Annotated in this window: 21 protein-coding genes; 3 read left to right on the top strand and 18 right to left on the bottom strand. The window is 55.1% G+C overall.

Going from position 1 to position 24,037, the window contains the following annotated elements:
• Positions 1-56: 56 nt before the first annotated feature.
• Complete coding sequence (nrdB, locus tag ACJY2G_RS07820; protein ID WP_013574613.1) at positions 57-1,187, top strand: class Ia ribonucleoside-diphosphate reductase subunit beta; 1,131 nt, start codon at positions 57-59, stop codon at positions 1,185-1,187.
• On the top strand, positions 1,188-1,448 hold the full coding sequence (gene yfaE, locus ACJY2G_RS07815; RefSeq protein WP_430319265.1) for a class I ribonucleotide reductase maintenance protein YfaE: 261 nt from the start codon (positions 1,188-1,190) through the stop codon (positions 1,446-1,448).
• A gap of 139 nt (positions 1,449-1,587) precedes the next feature.
• On the opposite strand, the gene ACJY2G_RS07810 is transcribed toward yfaE, so the two are convergent.
• A complete protein-coding gene (locus ACJY2G_RS07810) occupies positions 1,588-2,793 on the bottom strand; it encodes a nicotinamide mononucleotide deamidase-related protein YfaY (RefSeq protein WP_120162055.1) in 1,206 nt (401 codons plus the stop codon).
• 250 nt (positions 2,794-3,043) lie between these two features.
• Complete coding sequence (locus ACJY2G_RS07805) at positions 3,044-3,589, bottom strand: YfaZ family outer membrane protein (RefSeq protein WP_112289960.1); 546 nt, start codon at positions 3,587-3,589, stop codon at positions 3,044-3,046.
• A 321-nt stretch (positions 3,590-3,910) separates the two neighbouring features.
• Here ACJY2G_RS07805 and ACJY2G_RS07800 point away from each other — a divergent pair, with 321 nt between their 5' ends.
• Positions 3,911-5,344: a catalase gene (locus tag ACJY2G_RS07800; RefSeq protein ID WP_120162056.1), complete on the top strand. Its 1,434-nt coding sequence runs from the start codon at positions 3,911-3,913 to the stop codon at positions 5,342-5,344.
• A gap of 84 nt (positions 5,345-5,428) precedes the next feature.
• Here the strand turns inward: ACJY2G_RS07800 and menE are convergent, their stop codons facing one another.
• From menE to nuoG, 16 genes are all read right to left on the bottom strand, one after another.
• Positions 5,429-6,802, bottom strand: a complete 1,374-nt coding sequence (menE, locus tag ACJY2G_RS07795; RefSeq protein ID WP_430319315.1) for an o-succinylbenzoate--CoA ligase — start codon at positions 6,800-6,802, stop codon at positions 5,429-5,431.
• 17 nt (positions 6,803-6,819) lie between these two features.
• On the bottom strand, positions 6,820-7,821 hold the full coding sequence (gene menC / locus ACJY2G_RS07790; protein ID WP_430319266.1) for an o-succinylbenzoate synthase: 1,002 nt from the start codon (positions 7,819-7,821) through the stop codon (positions 6,820-6,822).
• Positions 7,821-8,678 carry a 1,4-dihydroxy-2-naphthoyl-CoA synthase gene (gene menB / locus ACJY2G_RS07785; protein WP_439291605.1) on the bottom strand — a complete coding sequence of 286 codons (858 nt, stop codon included), beginning with the start codon at positions 8,676-8,678 and terminating at the stop codon, positions 7,821-7,823. The genes menC and menB overlap by 1 nt, the downstream gene beginning before the upstream one ends.
• Positions 8,665-9,462, bottom strand: a complete 798-nt coding sequence (menH, locus tag ACJY2G_RS07780) for a 2-succinyl-6-hydroxy-2,4-cyclohexadiene-1-carboxylate synthase (protein ID WP_430319267.1) — start codon at positions 9,460-9,462, stop codon at positions 8,665-8,667. Before menH ends, menB begins: the two co-directional genes overlap by 14 nt.
• Positions 9,459-11,132, bottom strand: a complete 1,674-nt coding sequence (gene menD, locus ACJY2G_RS07775; protein ID WP_430319268.1) for a 2-succinyl-5-enolpyruvyl-6-hydroxy-3-cyclohexene-1-carboxylic-acid synthase — start codon at positions 11,130-11,132, stop codon at positions 9,459-9,461. Before menD ends, menH begins: the two co-directional genes overlap by 4 nt.
• A gap of 23 nt (positions 11,133-11,155) precedes the next feature.
• The gene (gene menF / locus ACJY2G_RS07770; RefSeq protein WP_430319269.1) at positions 11,156-12,493 is read right to left on the bottom strand and encodes an isochorismate synthase MenF; all 1,338 of its coding nucleotides are present in this window, start codon (positions 12,491-12,493) and stop codon (positions 11,156-11,158) included.
• Positions 12,494-12,726: 233 nt separating this feature from the next.
• A complete protein-coding gene (locus tag ACJY2G_RS07765; protein WP_112289943.1) occupies positions 12,727-13,035 on the bottom strand; it encodes a DUF883 family protein in 309 nt (102 codons plus the stop codon).
• A 117-nt stretch (positions 13,036-13,152) separates the two neighbouring features.
• Positions 13,153-13,668, bottom strand: coding sequence for a DUF1097 domain-containing protein (locus ACJY2G_RS07760; protein WP_120162062.1), 516 nt, complete (start codon positions 13,666-13,668; stop codon positions 13,153-13,155).
• A gap of 205 nt (positions 13,669-13,873) precedes the next feature.
• A complete protein-coding gene (gene nuoN / locus ACJY2G_RS07755) occupies positions 13,874-15,334 on the bottom strand; it encodes an NADH-quinone oxidoreductase subunit NuoN (protein ID WP_112289939.1) in 1,461 nt (486 codons plus the stop codon).
• Between the two features lie 6 nt (positions 15,335-15,340).
• Positions 15,341-16,870 (bottom strand): NADH-quinone oxidoreductase subunit M, encoded by a 1,530-nt coding sequence (gene nuoM / locus ACJY2G_RS07750; protein WP_112289938.1) that lies wholly within the window; start codon positions 16,868-16,870, stop codon positions 15,341-15,343.
• Positions 16,871-16,967: 97 nt separating this feature from the next.
• The gene (nuoL, locus tag ACJY2G_RS07745; RefSeq protein ID WP_112289936.1) at positions 16,968-18,815 is read right to left on the bottom strand and encodes an NADH-quinone oxidoreductase subunit L; all 1,848 of its coding nucleotides are present in this window, start codon (positions 18,813-18,815) and stop codon (positions 16,968-16,970) included.
• The gene (gene nuoK, locus ACJY2G_RS07740; RefSeq protein WP_004936014.1) at positions 18,812-19,114 is read right to left on the bottom strand and encodes an NADH-quinone oxidoreductase subunit NuoK; all 303 of its coding nucleotides are present in this window, start codon (positions 19,112-19,114) and stop codon (positions 18,812-18,814) included. Before nuoK ends, nuoL begins: the two co-directional genes overlap by 4 nt.
• Positions 19,111-19,671, bottom strand: a complete 561-nt coding sequence (gene nuoJ / locus ACJY2G_RS07735) for an NADH-quinone oxidoreductase subunit J (RefSeq protein WP_120162063.1) — start codon at positions 19,669-19,671, stop codon at positions 19,111-19,113. Before nuoJ ends, nuoK begins: the two co-directional genes overlap by 4 nt.
• Before the next feature lie 12 nt (positions 19,672-19,683).
• Positions 19,684-20,226: an NADH-quinone oxidoreductase subunit NuoI gene (gene nuoI / locus ACJY2G_RS07730; protein WP_112289933.1), complete on the bottom strand. Its 543-nt coding sequence runs from the start codon at positions 20,224-20,226 to the stop codon at positions 19,684-19,686.
• Between the two features lie 14 nt (positions 20,227-20,240).
• Positions 20,241-21,218, bottom strand: coding sequence for an NADH-quinone oxidoreductase subunit NuoH (nuoH, locus tag ACJY2G_RS07725; protein ID WP_112289931.1), 978 nt, complete (start codon positions 21,216-21,218; stop codon positions 20,241-20,243).
• Positions 21,215-23,941: an NADH-quinone oxidoreductase subunit NuoG gene (nuoG, locus tag ACJY2G_RS07720; protein ID WP_430319270.1), complete on the bottom strand. Its 2,727-nt coding sequence runs from the start codon at positions 23,939-23,941 to the stop codon at positions 21,215-21,217. The genes nuoH and nuoG overlap by 4 nt, the downstream gene beginning before the upstream one ends.
• Between the last annotated feature and the right edge of the window lie 96 nt (positions 23,942-24,037).

Below are 24,037 nucleotides of genomic sequence, written 5' to 3'. Positions count from 1 at the left end.
AATATATTATTCAAAACCCCCGTCAGGGGGTTTTTGCCGAGAATGTCGAGGAAGTTATGGCTTACAGTACTTTTTCCCAGAATAAAAACGATCAGCTTCTTGAGCCAATGTTCTTTGGCCAGTCGGTTAACGTTGCCCGTTTCGACCAGCAGAAGCATGAAATCTTTGAAAAACTGATCGAAAAACAGCTGTCCTTCTTCTGGCGTCCGGAAGAGATTGATGTTTCCCGCGACCGTATCGATTTTCAGGCGTTGCCGGATCACGAAAAACACATCTTCCTGAGCAACCTGAAATACCAGACGCTGCTCGATTCCATTCAGGGTCGCAGCCCGAACGTGGCACTGTTACCCCTCATTTCTATTCCTGAGCTGGAAACCTGGGTCGAAACCTGGGCGTTTTCAGAAACCATTCACTCACGCTCTTACACGCACATCATCCGTAACATCGTGAACGATCCGGCGATTGTGTTTGACGATATCGTCACCAACGAAGAAATCCTCAAGCGCGCGAAAGACATCTCCGGTTATTACGACACACTGATCGAGATGACCAGCTACTACCATCTGCTGGGCGAAGGTACGCATCAGGTCAACGGCAAAACGGTCGTGGTAAACCTGCGCGAGCTGAAGAAAAAACTCTACATCTGTCTGATGAGCGTGAACGCGCTGGAAGCCGTGCGTTTCTACGTCAGCTTCGCCTGTTCATTTGCGTTCGCTGAACGTGAACTGATGGAAGGCAACGCGAAAATCATCAAGATGATCGCCCGTGACGAAGCCCTGCATCTGACCGGTACTCAGCACGCGCTGAACCTGCTGCGTTCAGGTCAGGACGACCCGGAAATGGCAGAAATCGCGCTGGAATGTCAGCAGGAATGTCACGACCTGTTCGTGCTCGCGGCACAGCAGGAAAAAGACTGGGCGGAATACCTGTTCAAAGACGGTTCGATGATTGGCCTGAACAAAGATATTCTGTGTCAGTACGTGGAATACATCACCAACATCCGTATGCAGGCTGTGGGTCTGGACGCGCCATTCAAAACCCGCTCTAACCCAATCCCGTGGATCAACGCCTGGCTGGTATCTGATAACGTGCAGGTTGCGCCGCAGGAAGTAGAAGTCAGCTCCTATCTCGTGGGTCAGATTGATTCTGAAGTTCACGCAGACGACCTGAGTGATTTCGAGCTGTAAATGACGGACAGAACCATCACACTTTCAGCAAATGGCCAGCAACTGGCCTGCAAGTCAGAGCACCGAAATTTGCTGGAAGTGTTTGAACATCATCAGGTTGAAGTCGAATACCAGTGTCGCGAAGGTTATTGCGGATCTTGCCGGATGAAGCTGATCAACGGTGTCGTTGAGTACAGTGAGAAGCCTTTAGCTTTCATCTCTGACGGCGAGATTTTGCCGTGTTGTTGCATGCCGGTTGGGGATATTGAGATTGAGTTTTAGTCTTTACTCCTCCCCCTGCGAAGGGGGAGGACGGGAGGGGGTTTTAAGGGCTAACATCTCATCAAAGCCAACCTCAACTCTTTGATTTTGCTTTAATACCCCACCCCAGCCCTCCCCTTCGCAGGGGAGGAAGCTAAAGCTAAACCTTAGCAACCCGATCCAACCACGGATAATCCGCCACCGGTTCCCACCCGTTCAGATAACGCCTGAGAAGATCCATCGCCACCATTGCCATCGTCTCCTGCCGTAATGCCAGACCGTGACGCGTCGCGGTATAACGAATGGTTAATCCGCTGGTACCGGATGGCGTATGAAGCGCCAGACTGAGTTGATCCCCTGACAGCGCACCGACGGCAAGAGCCAGTTGTGCGCCGGTGCTTTCTGCCAGACTCTGCGCGCGCGCCAGCAGGCATTCGAGGGATTTCTCTGGTGAGGCTTCGTCGCCCTGTGGCAATAACTCGCCGTTGACCAGCGGAACGCCGGCGCTTTGCAGACGCCAGTTCAGCAGTCCGCCGGTGAAACTTTCGCTGACCGCCAGACGTAAATCCTGCGCCAGCAGACGCTCAGCCAGACGATCCGGCAGGCTGCCCAGTCCTTCGAAAATGGTGCTCTCCCCCGCCACTTCGCGCACGCGCTCAAATGCTTTGTGCATGGCGGCTTCCTGCGAGCGCGGGCCGGTGACTTTCAGCTCGATAATCGGTGAAGAAGAACGGTAACCCATCACCACGCCTTCCGGCAGTTCGAGTTTATCCAGCTCCGTCGCAAGATCACTTTCACCGCGACCAAACGTCGTGAGACGCAGACACAGCGGGGCTTCCAGCGCCGGAAACTGTTTATGCAGACGCGGAACGATTTGCTGCTCCACCATCACTTTGAATTCAGAAGGCACGCCCGGGGTGAAGAATATCTGGCAACGGTTAAGCTTCACGCTGAAGCCGCAGGCAGTGCCGACCGGGTTATCCAGCAACTCAGCATTGGCCGGGATCTGCGCCTGTTTACGATTAGATTCGGCCATCGGGCGGCCACGTTCGTTAAAGAACGCCTGCATGGTTTTAATCCAGCCGGCATCTTCAACCAGCTCAACGCCGCAGGCTTTCGCCGCAGCCAGCGCGCTTAAATCATCCGTCGTTGGCCCTAAGCCGCCGTTCACGATCAGCACATCGGCGATATGGCTGCGTTCTTCGAGAACAGCCACCAGCGCGTCCAGGCTGTCGCCCACGGTTTCACGGCTGGTCATCGGTAAACCCTGTTCGAACAGATAATTCGCCAGCCACGCCGAATTGGTATCCACAATCTGGCCATGCAACACTTCATCACCCGTACTCAGCATCTCAACCCTAAGCATCCCGTTCTCCTTCTGTTTTTTTGTCATTCCACTGTAGAAAGGCTGAGACAGAAAAACAATCTTTGGGGCACAAAGTGATATTACAGACAATAAAAAAGCCTGCTAAGCAGGCTTTAAACAGAGTAATACCCAAAAGATTTCATGGTGCAGGAAGGCGGCAAGCGCGCGAATCCCCGGGAGCTGACACAGGTCAGTGACCGGGGTGAGCAAGTACAGCTAACGCATCTGCAACTTGAAAGATGACGGGTATTTAGAAGTTGATGGCGCCGCCTAAATATGCGCCATCTGCCACCACGTTATCGCGGTTGCCGTCTTTGCCGTCCATCGCCATGTAGCGGTAACCCACGCTCACGGTCACCAGTGGAATGGCGGTCAGACGGATGCCTGCGTTCGCTTCTTCATAGTTTGCGATGCCACTGGAGAGTGAATCCGGGGAATAGTAATAGTCACCGTACAGGGTGAACATTTTTGCGATTGGCAATTGCAGACCACCGCCGACCGCAGCCGCGTAACCTTCGTCGCCGTCTTTCGGATTGGTATACAGACCTTTACCGCCAACGGTTGCCATGAAAGGCCCTAAAGGAATGTTGTAACCTAAACCAACGCCAGCCACATCACCGTCGTCATCGTTGTGAGTGTAGTCACCGCTCAGAGCCAGTCCCGGAGAAGTGGTACCAAAGCCCACGCCCAGGTGCGTGTAGTGTTCGCCGACTTCACCGTTAACACTGATGGCGTTCGCAGAAGCCGCGGCAAACATCAGGCTGGCAGCGGCGCCAGCGACAAGGATCTTTTTCATTATTTTTCCCAAATAATAGCTAAACGACATTAAATCTTCCGCTGGAAGTCTAAAGCAATTCACTCTGTTGTAACAACTTTTTGGGACTTTTAAACATTCAGCGGAGCATAGAAAATTGTAAGAAACATCGTTCTCATTGATGAAACGAAGTTTTCACGTCGAAATGATAACTCCCACCTATTTGCCCCTGATCAACATATGGTTTATTTGTAATGGGTAGAGTTAATTTGGCTTAGGAGAGCAACCCGCAAACAAGGAATGTTAACGATCTACAACGCTTCTTTTACCTACACACCCCGTTTTCACTGGAAGGAATTTGTTATGACCAAGAAAGGTTTAACTACTGCCGCTGGCGCGCCCGTCGTCGATAATAATAACGTAATAACGGCGGGTCGCCGTGGCCCGTTACTTCTGCAGGATGTCTGGTTTCTTGAGAAATTAGCGCACTTCGACCGCGAAGTGATCCCTGAGCGCCGTATGCACGCAAAAGGTTCCGGCGCTCACGGTACATTTACCGTCACCCACGATATTACCGCTTACACCCGCGCGAAAATCTTCTCCGAAATTGGCAAGCAAACTGACATGTTTATCCGTTTCTCGACGGTGGCCGGTGAACGCGGTGCGGCAGATGCAGAGCGTGATATCCGCGGTTTCTCGATGAAGTTTTACACCGAAGAAGGTAACTGGGATTTAGTCGGCAATAATACGCCGGTATTTTATCTGCGTGACCCGCTGAAATTCCCTGACCTGAACCACGTCGTTAAACGTGACCCGCGCACTAACTTGCGTAATCCGGCGTATAAATGGGACTTCTTCTCGCATCTTCCGGAAGCTCTGCATCAGCTGACCATCGACGTCAGTGACCGCGGTCTGCCCGCCTCTTACCGTCATATTCACGGTTTCGGCAGCCATACATTCAGCTTTATTAATGCAGAAAATGAACGTTTCTGGGTGAAATTCCACTTCCGCTGCCAGCAGGGTATTGAAAACCTGATGGACGACGAAGCAGAAAAACTGGTGGGCACCGACCGCGAAAGCTCCCAGCGTGATCTGTACGAAGCGATTGAACGTGGCGATTTCCCTCGCTGGAAGCTGTTCGTGCAAATCATGCCGGAAGCGGACGCCTCAAAACTGCCGTACAACCCGTTTGACCTGACTAAAGTCTGGCTGCATAGCGATTATCCGCTGATCGAAGTCGGTGAATTCGAACTGAACCGCAATCCGGAAAACTACTTTGCCGAAGTGGAACAGGTCGCTATGAGCCCGGCGAATGTGGTCCCTGGTATTGGTTTCTCACCAGATCGCATGTTACAGGGACGTCTGTTCTCCTACGGCGACGCGCACCGCTACCGTCTGGGTGTGAACCATCATCAGATCCCAGTGAACGCGCCAAAATGCCCGTTCCATAATTATCATCGTGACGGCGCAATGCGTGTGGACGGTAACAGCGGCAACGGCGTGACGTACGAACCGAACAACGCCGGTCTGTTCCAGGAACAACCTGATTTCAGCGAACCGCCACTGAGCATTGAAGGCGCGGCCGATCACTGGAATCACCGTGAAGATGACGATTACTTCACCCAGCCGCGTCTGCTGTTCAATTTGCTGTCTGAGGCCGAACATCAGCGCATGTTTGCGCGCATTGCCGGTGAGCTGAAACATGCGTCGCCGGACACGCAGGCACGTCAGGTCGCACTGTTCTATAAAGTCGACCCGGCTTATGGCGCAGGTGTTGAGAAAGCCCTGAAAGACTGATTTTAGCGCCGCATACATGACAAGGGCCGCAATGCGCGGCCCTTTCTATTTTTTGCAAAAGAATGTTTTCTGCAAAAGCATATTTTACGAAAGCATGTCTATCCACTGGCGGACGCTGGCCCGCGAGATTTTAATCCCGCCCTGTGCCAGAGTTTCAGGCAGCGAATGATAAGCCACCGGTAGCTGAAAGCGCGGGAGTTTATTGCTCAGCCAGAGATTGAGTTCCTCATACAGCAGCCCGGCTTGTGCTTCGAGCACGGCGACCGGCCGCTGTCCAAATTGCTCGTCTTCCACCGGTATCACAAACGCCTGAAAAACCTGCGGATGGCTTACCAGCACTTTCTCGATATCTTCAGGCTGTATCCCTTCCCCGCCGCTGAAAAATAGATTATCCAACCGCCCGGCGATCAGCAGTTCGCCATCCCGCCATTCTCCCCGGTCACGCGTATGTAACCAGCCGTCAGTACTGACAACCGGCGTCAGTGCGCCATTTTTCCAGTAACCGCAGGCCAGACTGTCGCTGCGGATCAGGACTTCCTGATCAACAATTTTGACGTCTTTACCGCTGAGCGCCAGCCCGACGCCCGCAGATCCATCTGCCCGTTTTGCCGTCACGGTCGACGCCGTTTCGGTCATGCCATATCCGCACCAGCAGCGGATACCGGCGCGTTCTGCTTGCAGGGTTAATTCCGGCGGGATCTGCGCGCCACCCAGCAGGACATCTTTGAGCTGTTCAGGCAACGGCGTGCCTTTGAGCAGGCGCCAGAGTTGAGTCGGCACCAGTGAGGCATGGCTGCATTCCTGCAGCGCCGCTTCAAACGGTTGTCCGTCAGCCAGCACCAGCGTCGCGCCAGCCAGCAACCAGCGCCAGATGATGCCCTGTCCGGAAACGTGGAATTGCGGCAACGAGAGCAGCCAGCTGTCGTGCTGTGTGAAATTAATCAGCCCCAGCACCCCGGCCGCACTGGCGAGATGAGCGGAGACGGTATGCGCGGCGGCTTTAGGTAAACCCGTGGAGCCGGAGGTCAGCGTCAGAGTTGCCACGCGATCCGGTTGCCATGCGACAGCGCTGACGGACCAGGCATTTTGCAGCGAAAGCGCGGGGATATTTAAACCCAGCGCCGTTTCAGCCAGGTCGAGCATAAAATCAATATTGAGCTGAGAAAGCAGTTCCTCGCATAACGTCTGAGGCAGTTGCGGATTAAGCGGCAATAAACGCGCACCGGTCTGTAACAGCGCCAGATAACACAGCAACGCATCCAGATTATTTTTACTGCGCAACACCACGCCGGTGCCTTCCGTCACGCCCTGCGCAATAAATCCGGCGGCCAGCGAATCAACGCGGTGCTGTAAATCGCGCCAGCACCAGCTGACGTCTCCGGCTTTGAGCGCCACAGCAAAAGGGGTTTGCGCAGACCTCTGACGCCACGGCCAGTCCGTCATTATTTGCTCTGCCATACTATTTATCTGCTTCTCTATCTGCTCTGCCATACAATCTCCAGCGCGGAAACATCGGTCAGCGGAAGCGCGGAATCCGGCCAGCGGCGAACCAGTTGCGCCTGCATCAGATCCAGCGTATCCAGACCGGGAACCGCATCCGGTGTCAGCCACTGCGCGATACGCGCCAGTTGTGTCAGTCCCAGACTGGATTCAATGGATGAGCTGATCACCGCTTCCAGCCCGGCGGCGTGTGCCTGCGCTATCAGTTGGCGGCAACGCATCAGACTGCCGGTGAGCGTAGGTTTAATGATAATCGCTGCCACACCCGGCTCAGCCTGCACGGTAAAACCCGTTTCACGCACGCTTTCATCCCAGGCGATTGCGATACCGGTCAGACGGGCAAAGTCGCGGGATTGATCGCGGCTCAGGCAGGGTTCTTCGATAAACGTGATGCGGGATCGCAGTTCCGGCGCGACGTGGCGGGCAAATCCTGCGGCTTTAACCGGCGTCCAGCTGCGGTTAGCATCGAGACGCAGATGCAAATCCGGTAAGGCTTCCAGCAGCATACTGACATTCAGGCCGTCACCGACAGATTCGTACAACCCGACTTTTACTTTGGCGACCTTGCGGCCATGCGCATCTGCGGGTAATGCACCGAGACGTGCATAAAGCTCATTCGGATCACCGTGGCACAAAGGCGCACAGCGCGTACTCAGCACCTGCGGCAGTTCATCGCGCAGTTCGGCATCGGCACAGCTCAGCCCGAAAGCCACTGAGGGCAGCGTGCTGAATGCTGACGCAACCGCCGTCAGCGACGCGCCCTGCATCCACTGACTCAGACCATGCTGAACGGCGTCCTGCGCTTGAGGCAAATCTTCCTGACTGAATCCGGGCAGCGGCGCAATCTCGCCCCAGCCTGTTTTATCGTCCTGCCACAATGAAACCAGCAGCCCGTCGCGCGTTTTGAGACGCTGGTTGCGCAGCACCACGCCCGCTTCCATCGGCAGGCAATACCGGTACACCGTGGCGCGGCGCATTATGGATTCCGCTTAAATGTGCTGAAGTCCGGCTGGCGTTTTTCGTTAAACGCGTTGCGGCCTTCCTGACCTTCGTCAGTCATGTAGAACAGCATGGTGGCGTTACCCGCCAGTTCCTGTAAACCGGCCTGACCGTCGCAATCCGCGTTCAGAGCCGCTTTCAGGCAACGGAGCGCCATCGGGCTGTTTTCCAGCATTTCACGACACCAGCGCACGGTTTCTTTTTCCAGATCTGCCAGCGGAACCACGGTGTTGACCAGTCCCATCTCCAGCGCGGCTTTAGCATCGTACTGACGGCACAGGAACCAGATTTCGCGGGCTTTTTTCTGGCCGACGATACGCGCCATATAAGATGCGCCCCAGCCGCCGTCGAAAGAACCGACTTTCGGGCCGGTCTGGCCGAAGATGGCATTATCTGCCGCAATCGTCAGGTCGCACATCATATGCAGCACGTGGCCACCGCCGATGGAATAACCCGCCACCATCGCCACAACCGGTTTTGGGCAGGTGCGGATCTGGCGCTGAAAATCCAGCACATTCAGATGATGCACGCCGCTGGCATCCTGATAGCCGCCGTAGTCGCCACGGACTTTCTGATCACCGCCGGCACAGAAGGCTTTTTCGCCTTCACCGGTCAGCACGATTACACCAATACCTTCGTCGTTACGGGCGTCATCGAGGGCGCGGATCATTTCTTTCACCGTCAGCGGGCGAAAGGCATTACGCACCTGAGGGCGGTTGATGGTGATTTTGGCGATGCCATCGGTGGATTTGTGATAACGAATATCTTCAAACTCACCGGTGCAGTCACGCCATTCGACCGGCGCGTAAAGTTCTTTTTCATCAGGATAAATCATGTGCAACGTCCTTTAAGACAGGTGAAGTAATAAATGCCAGCGCCTGACGGACAAATTCCGCCGGATTTTCACGGTGGGCGTTATGCCCGGCATTGGCGATAGTGCGCAGTTCGAAACCGGAATGCTGCGCGAGATGAATAAATTTGGTGTCATGACTGCCGCATAACCAGATCAGGGGCAGCGAAAGCTGATGCAGTTGTCCGCGCAAATCGGGTTGGACAGAAAGCGATGTCGCGGTGAGCATCGCAGCCACAGTGTGGGGATTGTTGTTTTCCCGCAGCAAAATCAGCTGCTGTCGCTGTTCATCGGTCAGGCCGGAAAACACAGGCTGGCGATACCAGCTGGCGAGCGCCTGTTTCCACGGCAGTTGCAAAAAGCGCGTCGCCCATTGCTGATCGTGATGACGACGCTGCGCGCGTTCGGCCTGACAGGTCAGCCCGGGATGCGCACCTTCGATCAGCACGCCCTGCAATCCGCTGCGATCCCCCTGGCACGCGTGATACAAACTGATGCGTCCGCCGAGCGAGTAGCCAATAAGCCAGTACGACGATATCCCCTGCTGATGCAAAGTATCGGTCAGTAACTGGCTGACATCCGCAAAACCGGCGGCGGTTAATTGCGCTGAACGCCCGTGTCCCGGCAAATCGACAAATAGACAAGGCCAGCCTTCGAGCGACGCCTGTAACGGCTGCCAGTCTTGCGCGCTGCCCAGCAGGCCATGGAGAAATACCAGCCACGGACGGCCTGTGGCTCCGGCATTTAGCGAAGTACAGGCCAGCGTCATGATGCGCTCATCTGGCGGACCAGCGTGCGCAGGCTTTCTGCTCCATCCGTCTCACTGACTTTCAGCTCGATCAGCTTCACGCCGCCGTGCTGCCAGCATTCGCTGACAGCCTGATACAGCGCAGGCACTGACGTCGGGCAGGCATAATCCAGACCAAACATCGCCGCCGCGTGACTGAAACTGACGTTCTGCGGCATGCAGTAAAATCGCTGGCGCTCAGCTTCCGGCGTCGGTAGCAGCGAGAAAATCTGTCCGCCGTTGTTGTTAACGATAATGATGACGGTTGGCGCTGAGCACTGACGCATCAGCGCCAGTGCGTTCAAATCATACAGCGCAGAGATATCGCCGAGCAGCACCAGCGTCGGTTTGCAGGTTGCGCGCTGCACGCCCGCAGCGGTGGAAAGCAAACCATCAATACCGCTTGCACCGCGATTGGCATAAACAGGATAACCGGCGGGCAGTTTTGCAAAGGCATCGACCAGCCGGACAATCAGGCTGTTGCCGAGGAATAACTGGCCGTGCGCGGGCAATAATGCCGGAAGCTGCCATGCGGCGGCGGCCTCTCCAAAAGTGCCATCGAGATGAGTTTTCACCGCCTGACTGGCACGTTGCGAACAGGATCCAAGCTCTTCCGCCCAGTCAGGCTGTGGCTGAGCCGGATGCGTCAGCAACCAGTCAGCGACGGTCGCCTGTATCCTGCGGCCACGGTGCTGCGCCGGATCCTGACGCCCCGGCAGCGTATCAATCAGCCAGTATTCCACGGGTTCGCACGCCGCCTGCCATTGCAGTAAACGTTTACCGGTTAAACCGCCGCCAAACTGAATCACCAGCTGAGCGCGTGCCAGCACAGCCTGCGCCTGCGGTGAAGCCAGCCAAAGATCGGCACAGGGAAGCGGGTTACCCGTTGAAGCCTGAACGTCGCTGATCAGCGGCCAGCCAAGCACTTCAGCCCAGCGGGCGACGGACTCGCTTTCCTGTGCTGAAATGCGACCGGCAATAATCACGCCGCGCTTTTGCCGCCAGGAAAACCAGTCTGGCTGTGCGGTCGTATGCTCAACCGGCGAGTAATTCAGCCACGGCTGATGCCCCTGCCACCAGTCGCCCAGCTGTTGCAACCAGTCCAGATGTTCACCGCTGTCTTCACCATACAGCGGTTCGGCGAACGGACAGTTAATATGCACCGCGCCGTGTGTCTGCTGCGCCAGTGCATTATCCAGCGCGGAGACCAGCCAGCGGGCGCTGATTTCCGGCGTCGGACGCGGCAAATCCAGGGTGTGTACAGGATGGCTGGCAAACATGCCGGTCTGGCGGATAGCCTGATTCGCGCCACAATCGATAAGCTCCGGCGGACGGTCGGCAGTGAGCAATACCAGCTTTTCGCCGGTCAGCCCGGCTTCGATCAGCGCCGGATAAAGATTGGCTACCGCTGTGCCGGAGGTGACAATGATCGCCACACGCTGCCCGCTGGCTTTTGCCAGCCCGAGCGCCAGATGGCCGAGGCCACGTTCATCAAAATGGGTATGGCAGATAAGGTGCGGATGCGCCGCGGCGGCAAGGGTCAGCGGCGTGGATCGGGAACCGGGCGCAATGCATACGTGTTGCACCTGATGGCGGGTCAGGCTTTCGAGGAGCAACGTCGCCCAGCGGCGGTTAAAAACGGCAACAGACATGGTCAACTTACTCCGGCAAAGGATTATCCGGCCTGAACGGCAGGCGTGTAGTGCTCTTCCAGCAAAGTACGCAGACCTGCGGCTTTGTTTTCGATTTCCTGCCATTCCTGTGCAGCGTCAGAACCCGCGACAATTCCCGCGCCAGCGTAGAGTTCCAGATGATGTCCTTTCACCGCCGCAGAACGCAGCGCGACGGTAAACTCCGTCTGTTCAGCGCTGATGTACCCGGCGGAACCGGCATACCATTCGCGGTCAAAAGGCTCAAATTCAGCGATAAATTCGCGGGCTGCCTGACGCGGCAATCCGGCGACGGCCGCCGTCGGTTGTAAACGTTGCAGACAACCGGCGTCATCGGATTCCGTCAGTTCGCCATGAATACTGCGGCGCAGATGCTGTACTTTGCGCAGACGTAAAATCTCGGCAGGCATGATGTCGAGCGTTTGCGCCCCGCCCTGCAAACGCTGGCAAATGTCATCCACCACCAGCAGGTTTTCTCGCTGATTTTTGCCGTCGTTCAGCAGCCAGTCGCCCAGTTCCTGTGCTTTAAAATCATCAGGATCGTTGGCGACGGTGCCCGCCAGCGCTTCGGTATATAACTCATCGTGGTTGCGCAGGAACAGGCGTTCAGGGCTGGAACCCAGGAAAGCCTGTTGTGGCGTGAATGCCAGCATAAAGTGATAGCAGTGGTGGTTCACCGCACGACTGGCAGCCAGAAATGCGCAGGCGTTCAGCGGCTGACTGAGAGTCAGCGTGGTTTTTCGCGCCAGCACGACTTTGTCGAATTGCTGCGCTTCAATGCAGTTCAGTGCGCGGGTAATCAGCTGATTCCACTGCGGCTGCGCCGGTAAATGCTGGTGCTGTAATACGCGGGAGGCGATCGGCGGTAAAGCCTGACTGGCGACCAGAGATCGCAGGAACAAACGTGTGCGGCGAGCTTCCTCACGTAAAGAGTGTGCACTGAAAAGCGTACACCGCAACCAGTAGCGGCTGCCCTGACGGCAAAGTTCGATGCGTGGGAGAAACAGTGCGTTGGCAGCAAAGGTCGAATTGTCGGCGCCGTTGAAGGCGTTCAGTCCCCAGATGTGCAGGTCAGGTACATCCTGATGCTCGCGAATGAAAGCCTGCGCCTGTGCCGTATCGCCAAAAGCGTAAGCATCGCCACAAACGGCGGCTTCTTCATTGCCATCACGCTGTTGCCAGTAGAATTTCGGGTAGCAGGGTTGCGCAGACAACCATTCCAGCAGGCCGGTGTCTGGCTGTTTTTGCAGGGAATAACTGAACTGCCGGATCCCCGCTGTATCAGGCCATTCGCCTGCCAGCGTTGTATCAAGCTGCTCAATGATTGCTGATATTTGTTTCACCGCTACCTCGGGCCATACCGGATGTTTAGTGACGGGTAGAAATACCCTTCTGGATCAAAAAACGGGTTGGATCAATTACGGATGAATTATGCGGCGATACGAAAAATGAAAATATGCGACAGATCAAGCTGAAGTGAGTGCTGTTAGCTAAGAGGGAGTATAGGAGCAGACAAAGGAGTTATCAAATGCGTTAAGAGCAGGAGCAGCAAGACGCTGCCCCTGAAGTAATGACATTAGCGACGCAACAACAGGCCTACAACCAGGCCGACGGCGGCACCGACGCCCACGCCATGCCACGGATTTTCACGCACATAGCTGTCAGTCTGTTCCGCGACGTGACGGGCTTTCTTGCAGTAAGAACGGGCGGAAGGGTCAATACGGGATTTAATGTCTTTCAGTGCGTTTTCAGCACGTGCTTTAATTTGCACGTATTTCTCATCCGCTTTATCGCCGGAAGATTTCAGCACTTCTTCCAGAGTTTCAGTCAGCATACGCAAATCGTCATCTAACGAATTCTGCTGTGTCTCAAATTGGTCAGCCATGGTTATCTCCTTATGATGTGTTCGGGTCTTCTAAAAACTTATGCTGCCATTAACCCTAGCGCAGTTCCGCCTGAATTGCCCGACAGATCATCAGAAAACTGTCGTAAAAACGGGGTTTTAAGAACCTTCTGACCCTTTAACGTCCGGGAAAATAGCAGCTTTTTTAGCGCCATTCAGCTGCTTTTCGCGCTGTTTCGCCAGCCATAATCCGCTGTTTTTCATCGCGTAACCAAACACCAGACCGACCAGCAATGACACCACCACCTGCCGCCAGTCGCCCTGTGCGGCGAAAGTCGCACAGGCACCGATAAAGGTGCCCGGAACAAACGCCAGCCACTGCTGACGCGCCTGAATACACATCAGGAAGGCGACGATGCCGGTCAGCATATAACCCAGAATGCTCCATTCGGGACGCATGGCGCTGCCCGCGATGATCACTACCGCCCAGAACACGCCGCTGAGACAGGTCAGCGTGCTGATAAGCAATCCGCGCAGCCCGCCCTGCGGACAGGCGAAATACGCCGTGCATCCGAGGAATCCCGCCCAGCTTATCAGGCCAAGGCTGATAGCCACCCAGCCCCAGATACCGGAGAGGATGCCGGTGGTAATGGCAATCATCACTAAAACATTCATGGTGTAATTCCATACGAATTTGAACAAGCGCGCAGTGTACGCATTGGCAGGAATAATGGAATGGGGAAGATCACAAAATGAATGTAATATTTAGCTGAACGTACATATAAATGTGATATGAATCACATTTATCAACTAATACGATTAAAAAAGCCGCTCATGTGAGCGGCTTCGTCAGCTTTTCAGACTGCATTTGCAGACTTTATCAGAGCAGCGGTTGCGCCATCTGTACCAGCGAAATCAGCGGTTGCGGGAAGATACCCAGCAACAGCACCAGAATCGCGGAAATCAGTACAACTACCCCACCCGCCGTGAGCGCCCAGTTGTTTGGCGTATCACGAACCAGTGTTTCAGGCGCGCTCAGATACAAGCTCACCGTTACACGCAGGTAGTAGTAAAGACCAATCGCAGAACCGACAACCACAGCACCGGTCAGCCACCACAGATGCGCGGTCACACCGGTCGCAATCACGTAGAACTTACCGATAAAGCCCAGCGTCATCGGAATACCGGCCAGTGACAGCATCATCACGGTCATTACCGCAGACAGGATTGGCTTATGCCAGAACAGACCACGGTAGGAGAACAGCGATTCTGCGTCCGGGCCTTTGTACGGGCTGGACATCAGGCTGACCACACCAAAAGCACCGAGGCTGCTGAACAGGTAACCAGCCAGATACACACCAACGGTTTCCATCGACAGCTGATGCGTTTGTACGGCAATCAGCGCCACCAGCAGATAACCCAGGTGAGCGATGGAAGAGTAACCGAGCAGACGTTTGATGTTGCTCTGGCTGATCGCCATCAGGTTACCGACCAGAATCGAGCAGAAGGCGATAATCGCCAGCACGATACGAATCGATTCGCTGTCAGCCACCGGCGCGTACAGGAACAAACGCATCACCACAGCGAAGATTGCGATTTTGCTGGCGGTTGCCAGGAAAGTCGAAACCGGTGCAGGTGCGCCCTGATACACGTCTGGCGTCCACAGGTGGAACGGAACCAGCGACAGCTTGAAGCCCAGACCGACAATCATCATGCCCAGACCGGCCATCAGCAACGGCTGGTGCAGCATCACGCCGTCGCCCAGGTTTTTGCCCAGTGACGCAAAGGACAAATCACCGGACTGTGCGTACAGCAGCGCCATACCAAACAGCAGGAAGGAAGACGCAGCAGCCGACAGCAGCATGTATTTGATCGCCGCTTCCAGCGAGCGTTTCTGGCGGTAGGCGTAACCAATCAGGCCGAACAATGGCAGGGAAATCAGTTCGATCCCGAGGAACATTGACGCCAGATGGTTAGAGCATGCCAGCAGAATGCCGCCCATGGCCGCAATGAGAACTAACAGGTAGAACTCTTCGCGGTTGTCCGGATAACCGGCCAGCCAGGGGTAAGCAAACGTACTGGTGGCCAGACTCGCCAGCAGCACCAGCCCGATGTAGAACATCGAGTAGCCGTCAACGCGCAGCAACGGTGTGACGTCCTGCGGGCCGACCTGCCCGACGTAGTAAAGGGAAAGTAAGGCAACGTTCAGCCCGATGACTGTCAGTGTGGCATTAAGAAAATGGTCGCGTCGCCACGCAATGGACAGCATCACCACCACCACCGTCAATCCGACGATCATCAGCGGTAATAGTGCGATCAGATTTTGAAGTGTAAATGTCATGGCGAGTTACGGCCTTGTCGTTGAAATAGTGGAAACTGAAGACCCGAACCAGTGCTGAATGTTGCTCATCGCAGCACTTGAAGTATCCAGAATTGGCTGCGGGTATAAACCCAGCGCCACCAGCAATACAACAAGTAACAAGATGATCGACAGTTCGCGTGAGGTCATGCCCGGCAGCGGTTCGTCAGATTTTGCTTTGCCGTAGTAAGCGCGCTGCATCATCACCAGTGAGTAAACCGAAGCGAACACCAGACCAAAGGTTGAGATGACAGTGATCACCGGCACAACCGGGTAGCTGCCGAACAGGATCTGGAATTCACCGACGAAGTTACCTGTACCCGGCATCCCTAAAGTGGCGACGGCGAAGAACAGAGACAACGCTGGCAGGTATTTAATACGGCCCCACAATCCGCCCATCTGGCGCATATCACGGGTATGCAGACGTTCGTACAGCTGACCACAGATGATGAACATACCGGCTGCGGACAGACCATGTGCAATCATCTGGATAACTGCGCCCTGGTACGCCAGCTGGCTGCCGGTGTAGATAGCAATCAGCACGAAGCCCATGTGCGAAACGGAGGTGTAAGCAATCAGACGTTTAATATCAGTCTGGCAGAACGCCATCCACGCACCGTAGAAGATACCAATCACCCCCAGCCACATAGCAATCGGTGCGAACTGGTGAGACGCTTCCGGGAACAGTGGCAGACAGAAACGCAACATCCCGTAGGCCGCGGTTTTCAGCAAGATACCGGCCAAGTCGACGGAACCGGCGGTTGGTGCCTGACTGTGCGCATCCGGCAACCAGCCGTGCAGTGGCACAACCGGCATTTTCACCGCGAAGGCGATGAAGAAGCCCAGCATCAGCAGATATTCAACACCGTGCGACATTGGCGTTTTCAGCAGGTCAGCGTAGTTGAATGTCCACACGCCGGTGGCGTTGTAATGCACAAACACCAGACCGAGGATGGCAATCAACATCACCAGACCGCTGGACTGCGTATAGATGAAGAATTTGGTTGCTGCGCTGATACGCGTTTTACCGTCTGACGCTTTGTGTCCCCACAAGGCAATCAGGAAGTACATCGGCACCAGCATCATTTCCCAGAAGAAGAAGAACAGGAACATGTCGATGGCGAGGAACACGCCGATCACGCCGCCGAGGATCCACAGTAAGTTCAGGTGGAAAAAACCCTGATACTTCTGGATTTCACGCCACGAACAGAGGATCGCCAGAACACCCAACAGACCGGTCAGAACCACCATCAGCAGGGACAAACCGTCCAGCGCCAGATGGAAGCTGATGCCAAAACGAGGGATCCACGGCACCGAAAACTCGGATTGCCACTGTGGAATACCCGCAGGCGTCGTTAATGAATATCCTCCCTGCAACCACAATTGCACGGAAAGAGCCAGCGTCAGCCCCATCGCAATTAACGCGATCCAGCGCGGTACTTTGCTCCCAAAGCGCTCAGTCTGCCAGCACAGCAGCCCGCCGATAAAGGGGATAAATATTAGCCAAGGTAATAGCATGGCGTGTCGTTCCCTTCTTTTATGCCCGAAGGCTATTTCACTTGCCGGTCGGTTACACGAACAGACCGGCATTGATAACTACACCCGTAATGCAGGCTTAAATCACCAGCAGCAGCGCCAGAACGACCACTGCACCGAGCCCCATTGACGCGACGTACCAACGAACCTGACCGTTTTCGCTGAGAGTCAGACCACGGTTACCCAGACGGGCAAACAGCGCAGGCAGATTCATCATTGAGTTCAGCGGATCACGTTGCAGGAGTTTCGCAACCAGCAGATAAGGTTTCACGAAAATCATGTCGTACAGCCAGTCGAAGCCCCAGGCATGGAACCACCAGGTCGTGAAGAAACGGCCCGGTGCGCTTTTCGCAATGCTGTTGACCAGCGAGCGTTTCCCCAGATACAGGGCAGCCGCCAGCAGAATGCCCGCAATTGCAATCACGCCTGATGTGATTTCCAGCGTCAACACACTGCCATGCGCCAGCTCAGTGGTATCCGGCAGTACGCCTTTCAGTGGCGGAACAATCATCGCGCCAATAAAGGTGGACAGAACCAGTAACACCAGCAGCGGCAGGTGGTGAGTGATGCCTTTACCCGCATGTGCTTTGATTTTCTCTTCGCCGTGGAAGACGATGAAGATCATGCGGAAGGTGTACAGCGAGGTCATAAACGCACCGACCAGCCCAGCAACCATCAGATTCAGGTGGCCGTTAGCCAGCGCACCCGCGAGGATTTCATCTTTACTGAAGAAGCCCGCAGTGATGATTGGTAAGGCGGACAGCGCCGCGCCACCGACCAGGAAGCAGATATAGACAAGAGGAATGGATTTACGTAATCCACCCATTTTGAAGATGTTCTGTTCGTGGTGGCAGGCCAAAATGACCGAACCGGAAGAAAGGAACAACAGTGCTTTGAAGAATGCGTGCGTCATCAGGTGGAAGATAGCGGCATCCCACGCCTGAACGCCCAGCGCCAGGAACATGTAACCAATCTGGCTCATGGTCGAGTACGCGAGAACACGTTTGATATCGGTTTGCACCAGCGCCGCGAAACCGGCCAGAACCAGCGTGACCGCACCGATAATGCCCACCAGATGCAGAATTTCAGGCGCCATCAGGAACAGGCCATGAGTACGTGCAATCAGGTAAACACCGGCGGTGACCATGGTCGCGGCGTGGATCAGCGCGGAAACCGGCGTCGGACCGGCCATGGCGTCTGCCAGCCAGGTCTGAAGCGGAAGCTGTGCGGATTTACCCACTGCGCCGCCCAGTAACATCAGGGTCGCCCAGGTAATTGCCGTGTCGCCTACTGCCAGTTTCTGCGGTGCCAGGACCATCAGTTCACGGAAGTTCAGCGTACCCAGTTCGCGGTACAGGATGAACAGTGCGAAAGCCAGGAACACGTCACCCACACGGGTTACGATAAATGCTTTCATCGCTGCCGCGCCGTTAGCCGGATGGGTATAGTAGAAACCGATCAACAGGTAACTGCAAAGACCCACGCCTTCCCAACCGAGGTACATCAGCAACAGGTTGTCTGCCAGTACCAGAATCACCATGCTGGCGATAAACAGGTTGGTGTATGCGAAGAAGCGTGAGTAGCCTTCTTCACCGCGCATGTACCAGGAAGCGAACATGTGGATGAAGAAACCGACGCCGGTCACCACGGACAGCATGGTCATCGACAAACCGTCGAGCGTCAATGTGACAGGAATATTGAAGTCACCGACCTGCATCCAGTTCCACAGATGCTGATTAAAGACTTCCACGCCCGCCGCTTTCTGGCTGAGGAAATTGATGCCCACATAAAGGGTGGTCACTGCTGCCAGACCAATGGAACCTACGCCAATGGTAGCAGAGGTATTTTCAGACCAGCGACCGCGTGAAAAGGCCAGTAACAGGAAGCCAATCAGCGGGAACAAAATTGTTAAATAGAGTAAGTTCATCCGCGCATCTCACTGACAGTATCAATATTGAGAGTGTGGCGACGGCGATACAGTTGCAGCAGCAACGCCAGACCAATACTGGCCTCCGCCGCAGCCAGGCTGATAGCCAGAATGTACATCACCTGCCCGTCTGCCTGACCCCAGTAGCTTCCCGCCACGATAAACGCCAGCGCTGCCGCGTTAATCATCACTTCAAGACTGATCAGCATAAACAGCAAATTACGACGAACCAGCAGCCCGGTAAGCCCCAAAACAAAGAGGATCGCGGCCAGTATAAGACCATGTTGTAGAGGGATCATGCTCTCTCCTCCGGTTTTCTTTTTGTTGCCATTTCGGTCGTGACCGGTGCGTCACCGAAGACTTCACCCGGTTTATGTTCACGACCAATATGGAATGCCACGACCAGACCGGCCAGCAGCAACATTGACGCCAGTTCAACAGCCAGAACGTAAGGCCCGAACAGCGCGATGCCCACCGCTTTCGCGTCAATCATGTCGCCTTTGATGCCGTGGTCATGCACGCCGAGGATTGACATGATCATCACCACCAGCAGGATGACTGACAGAACCGAAGGTCCGATCCAGGTAGCAGGTTTAAGCCATGCACGTTCCTGTTCTTCGACATTGCCGAGGTTGAGCATCATCACGACGAAGACGAACAGCACCATAATGGCGCCGGCGTAAACGATGATCTCCAGGGCACCGGCGAAATACGCACCGAGCGAGAAGAAGACCGCAGCAATCGCCAGTAAAGAGACGATCAGATACAGCAGTGCATGAACCGGGTTGGTATGCGTGATAACACGCAATGTCGCCAACACGGCCACCAGGGCTGCAATATAAAATGCAAATTCCATGCTTGCGGCTCCTTAAGGCAACAGACCTTTGACGTTGATCGGTTTGGCTTCGTTTTCAGCTTCGCCTTTCGACTTGCCGTCAATCGCCATACCGGCCATCCGGTAGAAATTGTATTCCGGATATTTACCCGGCCCAGAAATCAACAGATCTTCTTTTTCATACACCAGATCCTGGCGTTTGAATTCGCCCAGCTCGAAGTCCGGCGTCAGCTGAATGGCTGTTGTCGGGCAAGCTTCTTCACACAGACCGCAGAAAATGCAGCGTGAGAAGTTGATGCGGAAGAATTCCGGATACCAGCGACCGTCTTTCATTTCTGCTTTTTGCAGAGAAATACAGCCTACCGGACAGGCTACCGCACACAGGTTACAGGCAACGCAGCGCTCTTCACCGTCCGGATCGCGCGTCAGCACGATACGGCCACGGTAACGCGGAGGTGGATTGACCGGAACTTCAGGGTACATCTGGGTTTCGCGCTTGGCGAAGGCGTGCATGCCTATCATCCACAAGCTGCGAACCTGGGTACCGAACCCGACCACTATGTCTTTCAATGTCATGGTTTCATCACCCCTTATTGCGCGTTGTACAAGATGACCGCAGCGGTCGCCAGCAGATTAAGCAAGGTCAATGGCAGGCAAACTTTCCAGCCAAATGACATCACCTGGTCGTAGCGGGGACGCGGTAAAGCAGCACGGATCAAAATGAACATCACCATGAAGAACGCCGTTTTCAGCGCAAACCAGATCACCGGATACAGGAACGGCCCCTGCCAGCCACCGAAGAACAAGGTGACGATCAGCGCAGAGACAGTCACGATACCGATGTATTCCCCCACGAAGAACAGACCGAATTTCATACCGGAATATTCAATGTGGTAACCATCGGCCAGTTCCTGCTCGGCTTCCGGCTGGTCAAACGGATGACGGTGGCAAACAGCAACGCCGGCAATCGCAAAGGTCACGAAACCAAAGAACTGCGGGATGATGTTCCACATGTGCGACTGAGAAATGACGATGTCTTGCAGATTGAAAGAACCCGCCTGCGCTACAACGCCCATCAGCGATAAGCCGAGGAACACTTCGTAGCTCAGCGTCTGAGCGGACGCACGCATCGCACCCAGCAGCGAGTATTTGTTATTACTGGACCAGCCAGCGAACAACACGGCATAGACGGTCAGACCGGCCATCATCAGGAAGAACAAAATGCCGATGTTCAGGTCTGCGGCGAACCAGGTCGGACTGACCGGAACAATCGCAAAGGAGATCAGCAGGGACGTAAATGCAATCATCGGTGCCAGCGTAAAGATGGCTTTGTCGGTGAATTTAGGTACCCAGTCTTCCTTAAAGAACATCTTGATCATGTCAGCGACCAGCTGCAGGGAACCGCCCCAGCCGACACGGTTTGGCCCGTAACGGTTCTGGAACAGCCCCAGCAAGCGACGCTCACCAAAGCTCATAAAGGCCCCGCAGGTCACAACAACCAGCAGGATCACGACAGCTTTCAGAATGGCGATCAATGAATCAATGACTACAGGTGTAAACCAGCTCATTGTGCTGCCTCCCGCAGATTTTCAACCGTTGCGCCAACCAGTATCGGAGGAATGCCCGGCAAGCCCAACGGCAGGCCAACCTGGCCCTGACTCAATGTTTCGCTCAGACGAACCGGCAATCTGAGGGTCTGACCGGCACAGGTGAATTCCACCTGAGAACCTGCGTTCACCCCTAATTGCGCGGCATCTGCCGGGTTAACCATCACATACGCCTGTGGCATACGTTGCTGGATCACCTTAGAGCGCTGTGTCATTTCTTCGCTGCCGAACAGGTGATAATAAGGCGCAACACGCCAGTTATCGCTCTGCGCAGTAAAGGCAGCCGGAATAGTGGTGAAGTAATCGAGTGTCCCCTCACCTGCTTCAATCAAGCGCACACCCGGATCACCATGGCGCAGACTGCCGCCGACTTCGCTCTGGAATTTGTTCCAGGCTTGTGGTGAGTTCCAGCCCGGCGCCCAGGCGAATGGCACCTGATTGCGGTTGGCTGTCGGGCTGTTGTTCCCTTCCATTGAGAAGGCAAACATGGTGTCTTTATCTTGCGGCTGACGCGGTTCATGAACGCTGATGTTTGCGCGCATGGCGGTACGACCACTGGAACGTGCCGGAGAACGCGCCAGTTTCTGACCACGGATACGGAAGCTGGCGTTTGGCGCAGCTTCTACCATGCCTTTCAGCTGTGGCAGTGCTTCAACGCAGGCTTCAATGACGTGATCCAGCTGCGTCCAGTCAACATGGCGGCTGTTGATGGTGGAATGCAGCGAGTGCATCCAGCGCCAGCTTTCCAGCATGGCAACCGTTGTGTCGTAGTAAGCCGGATCGTAAACCTGGAAGAAGCGCTGTGCGCGGCCTTCCTGGTTCACCAGCGTGCCGTCGCTTTCTGCGAAACTTGCCGCAGGCAGGATCAGGCTGGCTTTATCCATAATGCGCGTACGCTGATGATCAACGACCAGCAAGTTCTGCACATTCGCTAATGCCGCATCAACTTTCGCTTCAGGCGCCTGACGGTATAGGTCATTTTCCATCACGATCGCGCTGTCAGCTTCGCCGCGGGTCAGCAATTCAAGAGCTTCGTCCAGCGTACCACCACCAATCATCGAAAGACCGATGCTGTTTGCCGCAGAAGCCACGAACGTAATGCCGACATCGCTGCCAGCCACTTTCAGGGCTTTGGCGATATTTGCAGCGGCTTCGATGATGGCATCAGAACCGGCGCTCGTACCGGTGATGATCAGCGGCTTGCGCGCACCGGTCAGTGCCTGCACGATCACGTCGATTTTCTTGTTCAGGCCATCAGCAAGGTCGCTGACCGCGGGCGCAGAATTATCCAGCGCATGGGCGATAGCAAAGCCGAAACGCGCCTGCTCATCGACCGGTGCACGGTAATTGTAAGCCGCGATATCGTCGAGTTTGGTGTTGTCCACGTTAGTGATGAACAGCGGATGTTTGGCGTGCTGACCGATGTTCTGGACAGCGGCGATTTGCCAGTCGGCTACGCGCTGAGCCGCAGCCATCGCACGGGCTTTGCCTTTAACGGCCTGACGAACAGATAACGCGATGCGCGCGCCGGTCTGAGTCAAATCTTCGCCCAGTACCAGAACGGCATCGTATTCTTCGATTTCACGCAGCGCCGGTGTGTGAACACCGCTGTTGCGCAGAACGTTCAGCATCAGTTGCAGACGGCCCTGCTCTGCCGCGTTGATACCGGTATAGAAGTTTTCGGCGCCGACCAGTTCGCGCAACGCAAAGTTGCTTTCCAGACTCGCGCGCGGAGAACCGATACCGATGGTTTTCTTCGCCTGACGGATAATGTCTGCCGCGCCCTGCATCGCCTGTTCAGCGTTAAGTTCGATCCAGTCGTTACCACGCAGCTGCAATGGTTTCTTCGGACGATCTTTCAGGTTCACGTAGCCATAACCGAAACGACCACGGTCGCACAGGAAGTAATGGTTTACGGTACCGTTATAACGGTTTTCGATACGACGCAGTTCACCGTAACGCTCACCCGGGCTGGTGTTACAGCCAACAGAACATTGCTGACAGATGCTTGGCGCAAACTGCATGTCCCATTTACGGTTATAGCGTTCGGAGTGCGTTTTATCGGTGAATACGCCGGTCGGACACACTTCTACCAGGTTACCGGAGAACTCGCTTTCCAGCGGGCCATCTTCCGGACGACCGAAATAGACGTTGTCGTGCGCGCCATAAACACCCAGATCGGTACCATCTGCGTAATCCTTGTAGTAGCGGACGCAGCGGTAACAGGCGATACAGCGGTTCATTTCATGGGAGATGAACGGACCGAGATCCTGGTTGTTATGGGTACGTTTGGTGAAACGGTAACGGCGCATACTGTGGCCGGTCATGACTGTCATATCCTGCAGGTGACAGTTACCGCCTTCCTCACACACCGGACAGTCGTGCGGGTGGTTGGTCATCAGCCATTCCACGACGCTTTCACGGAATTCTTTCGCTTCAGAGTCGTCGATGGAAATGAAGGTGCCATCAGACGCTGGTGTCATACATGACATCACCAGACGACCGCGCGTGTCTTCCGCGTTTTGGTATTGCTTAACCGCACATTGGCGGCAAGCGCCGACGCTTCCCAGCGCCGGATGCCAGCAAAAATAAGGAATATCGAGGCCGAGAGAGAGGCAAGCCTGTAACAGGTTGTCCGCTCCGTCTACGTCGTATTCTTTGCCGTCTACATGAATCGTAGCCATAGTCAGCATGCTTCCACGTGGCCCGCCTAAACGGGCGTTAATCAAAAATTCTTGCCGGGTTGGCGTATATCATTCGACAGCGCGTCCCTTGTTCCG

The sequence above is a fragment of the Rahnella sp. ATs2 genome (assembly GCF_051851855.1).
GTDB classification, from domain to species: domain Bacteria; phylum Pseudomonadota; class Gammaproteobacteria; order Enterobacterales; family Enterobacteriaceae; genus Rahnella; species Rahnella variigena.
Note: the sequence above shows the minus strand (reverse complement) of the source record. Positions and strands in the feature narration are given on the sequence as shown.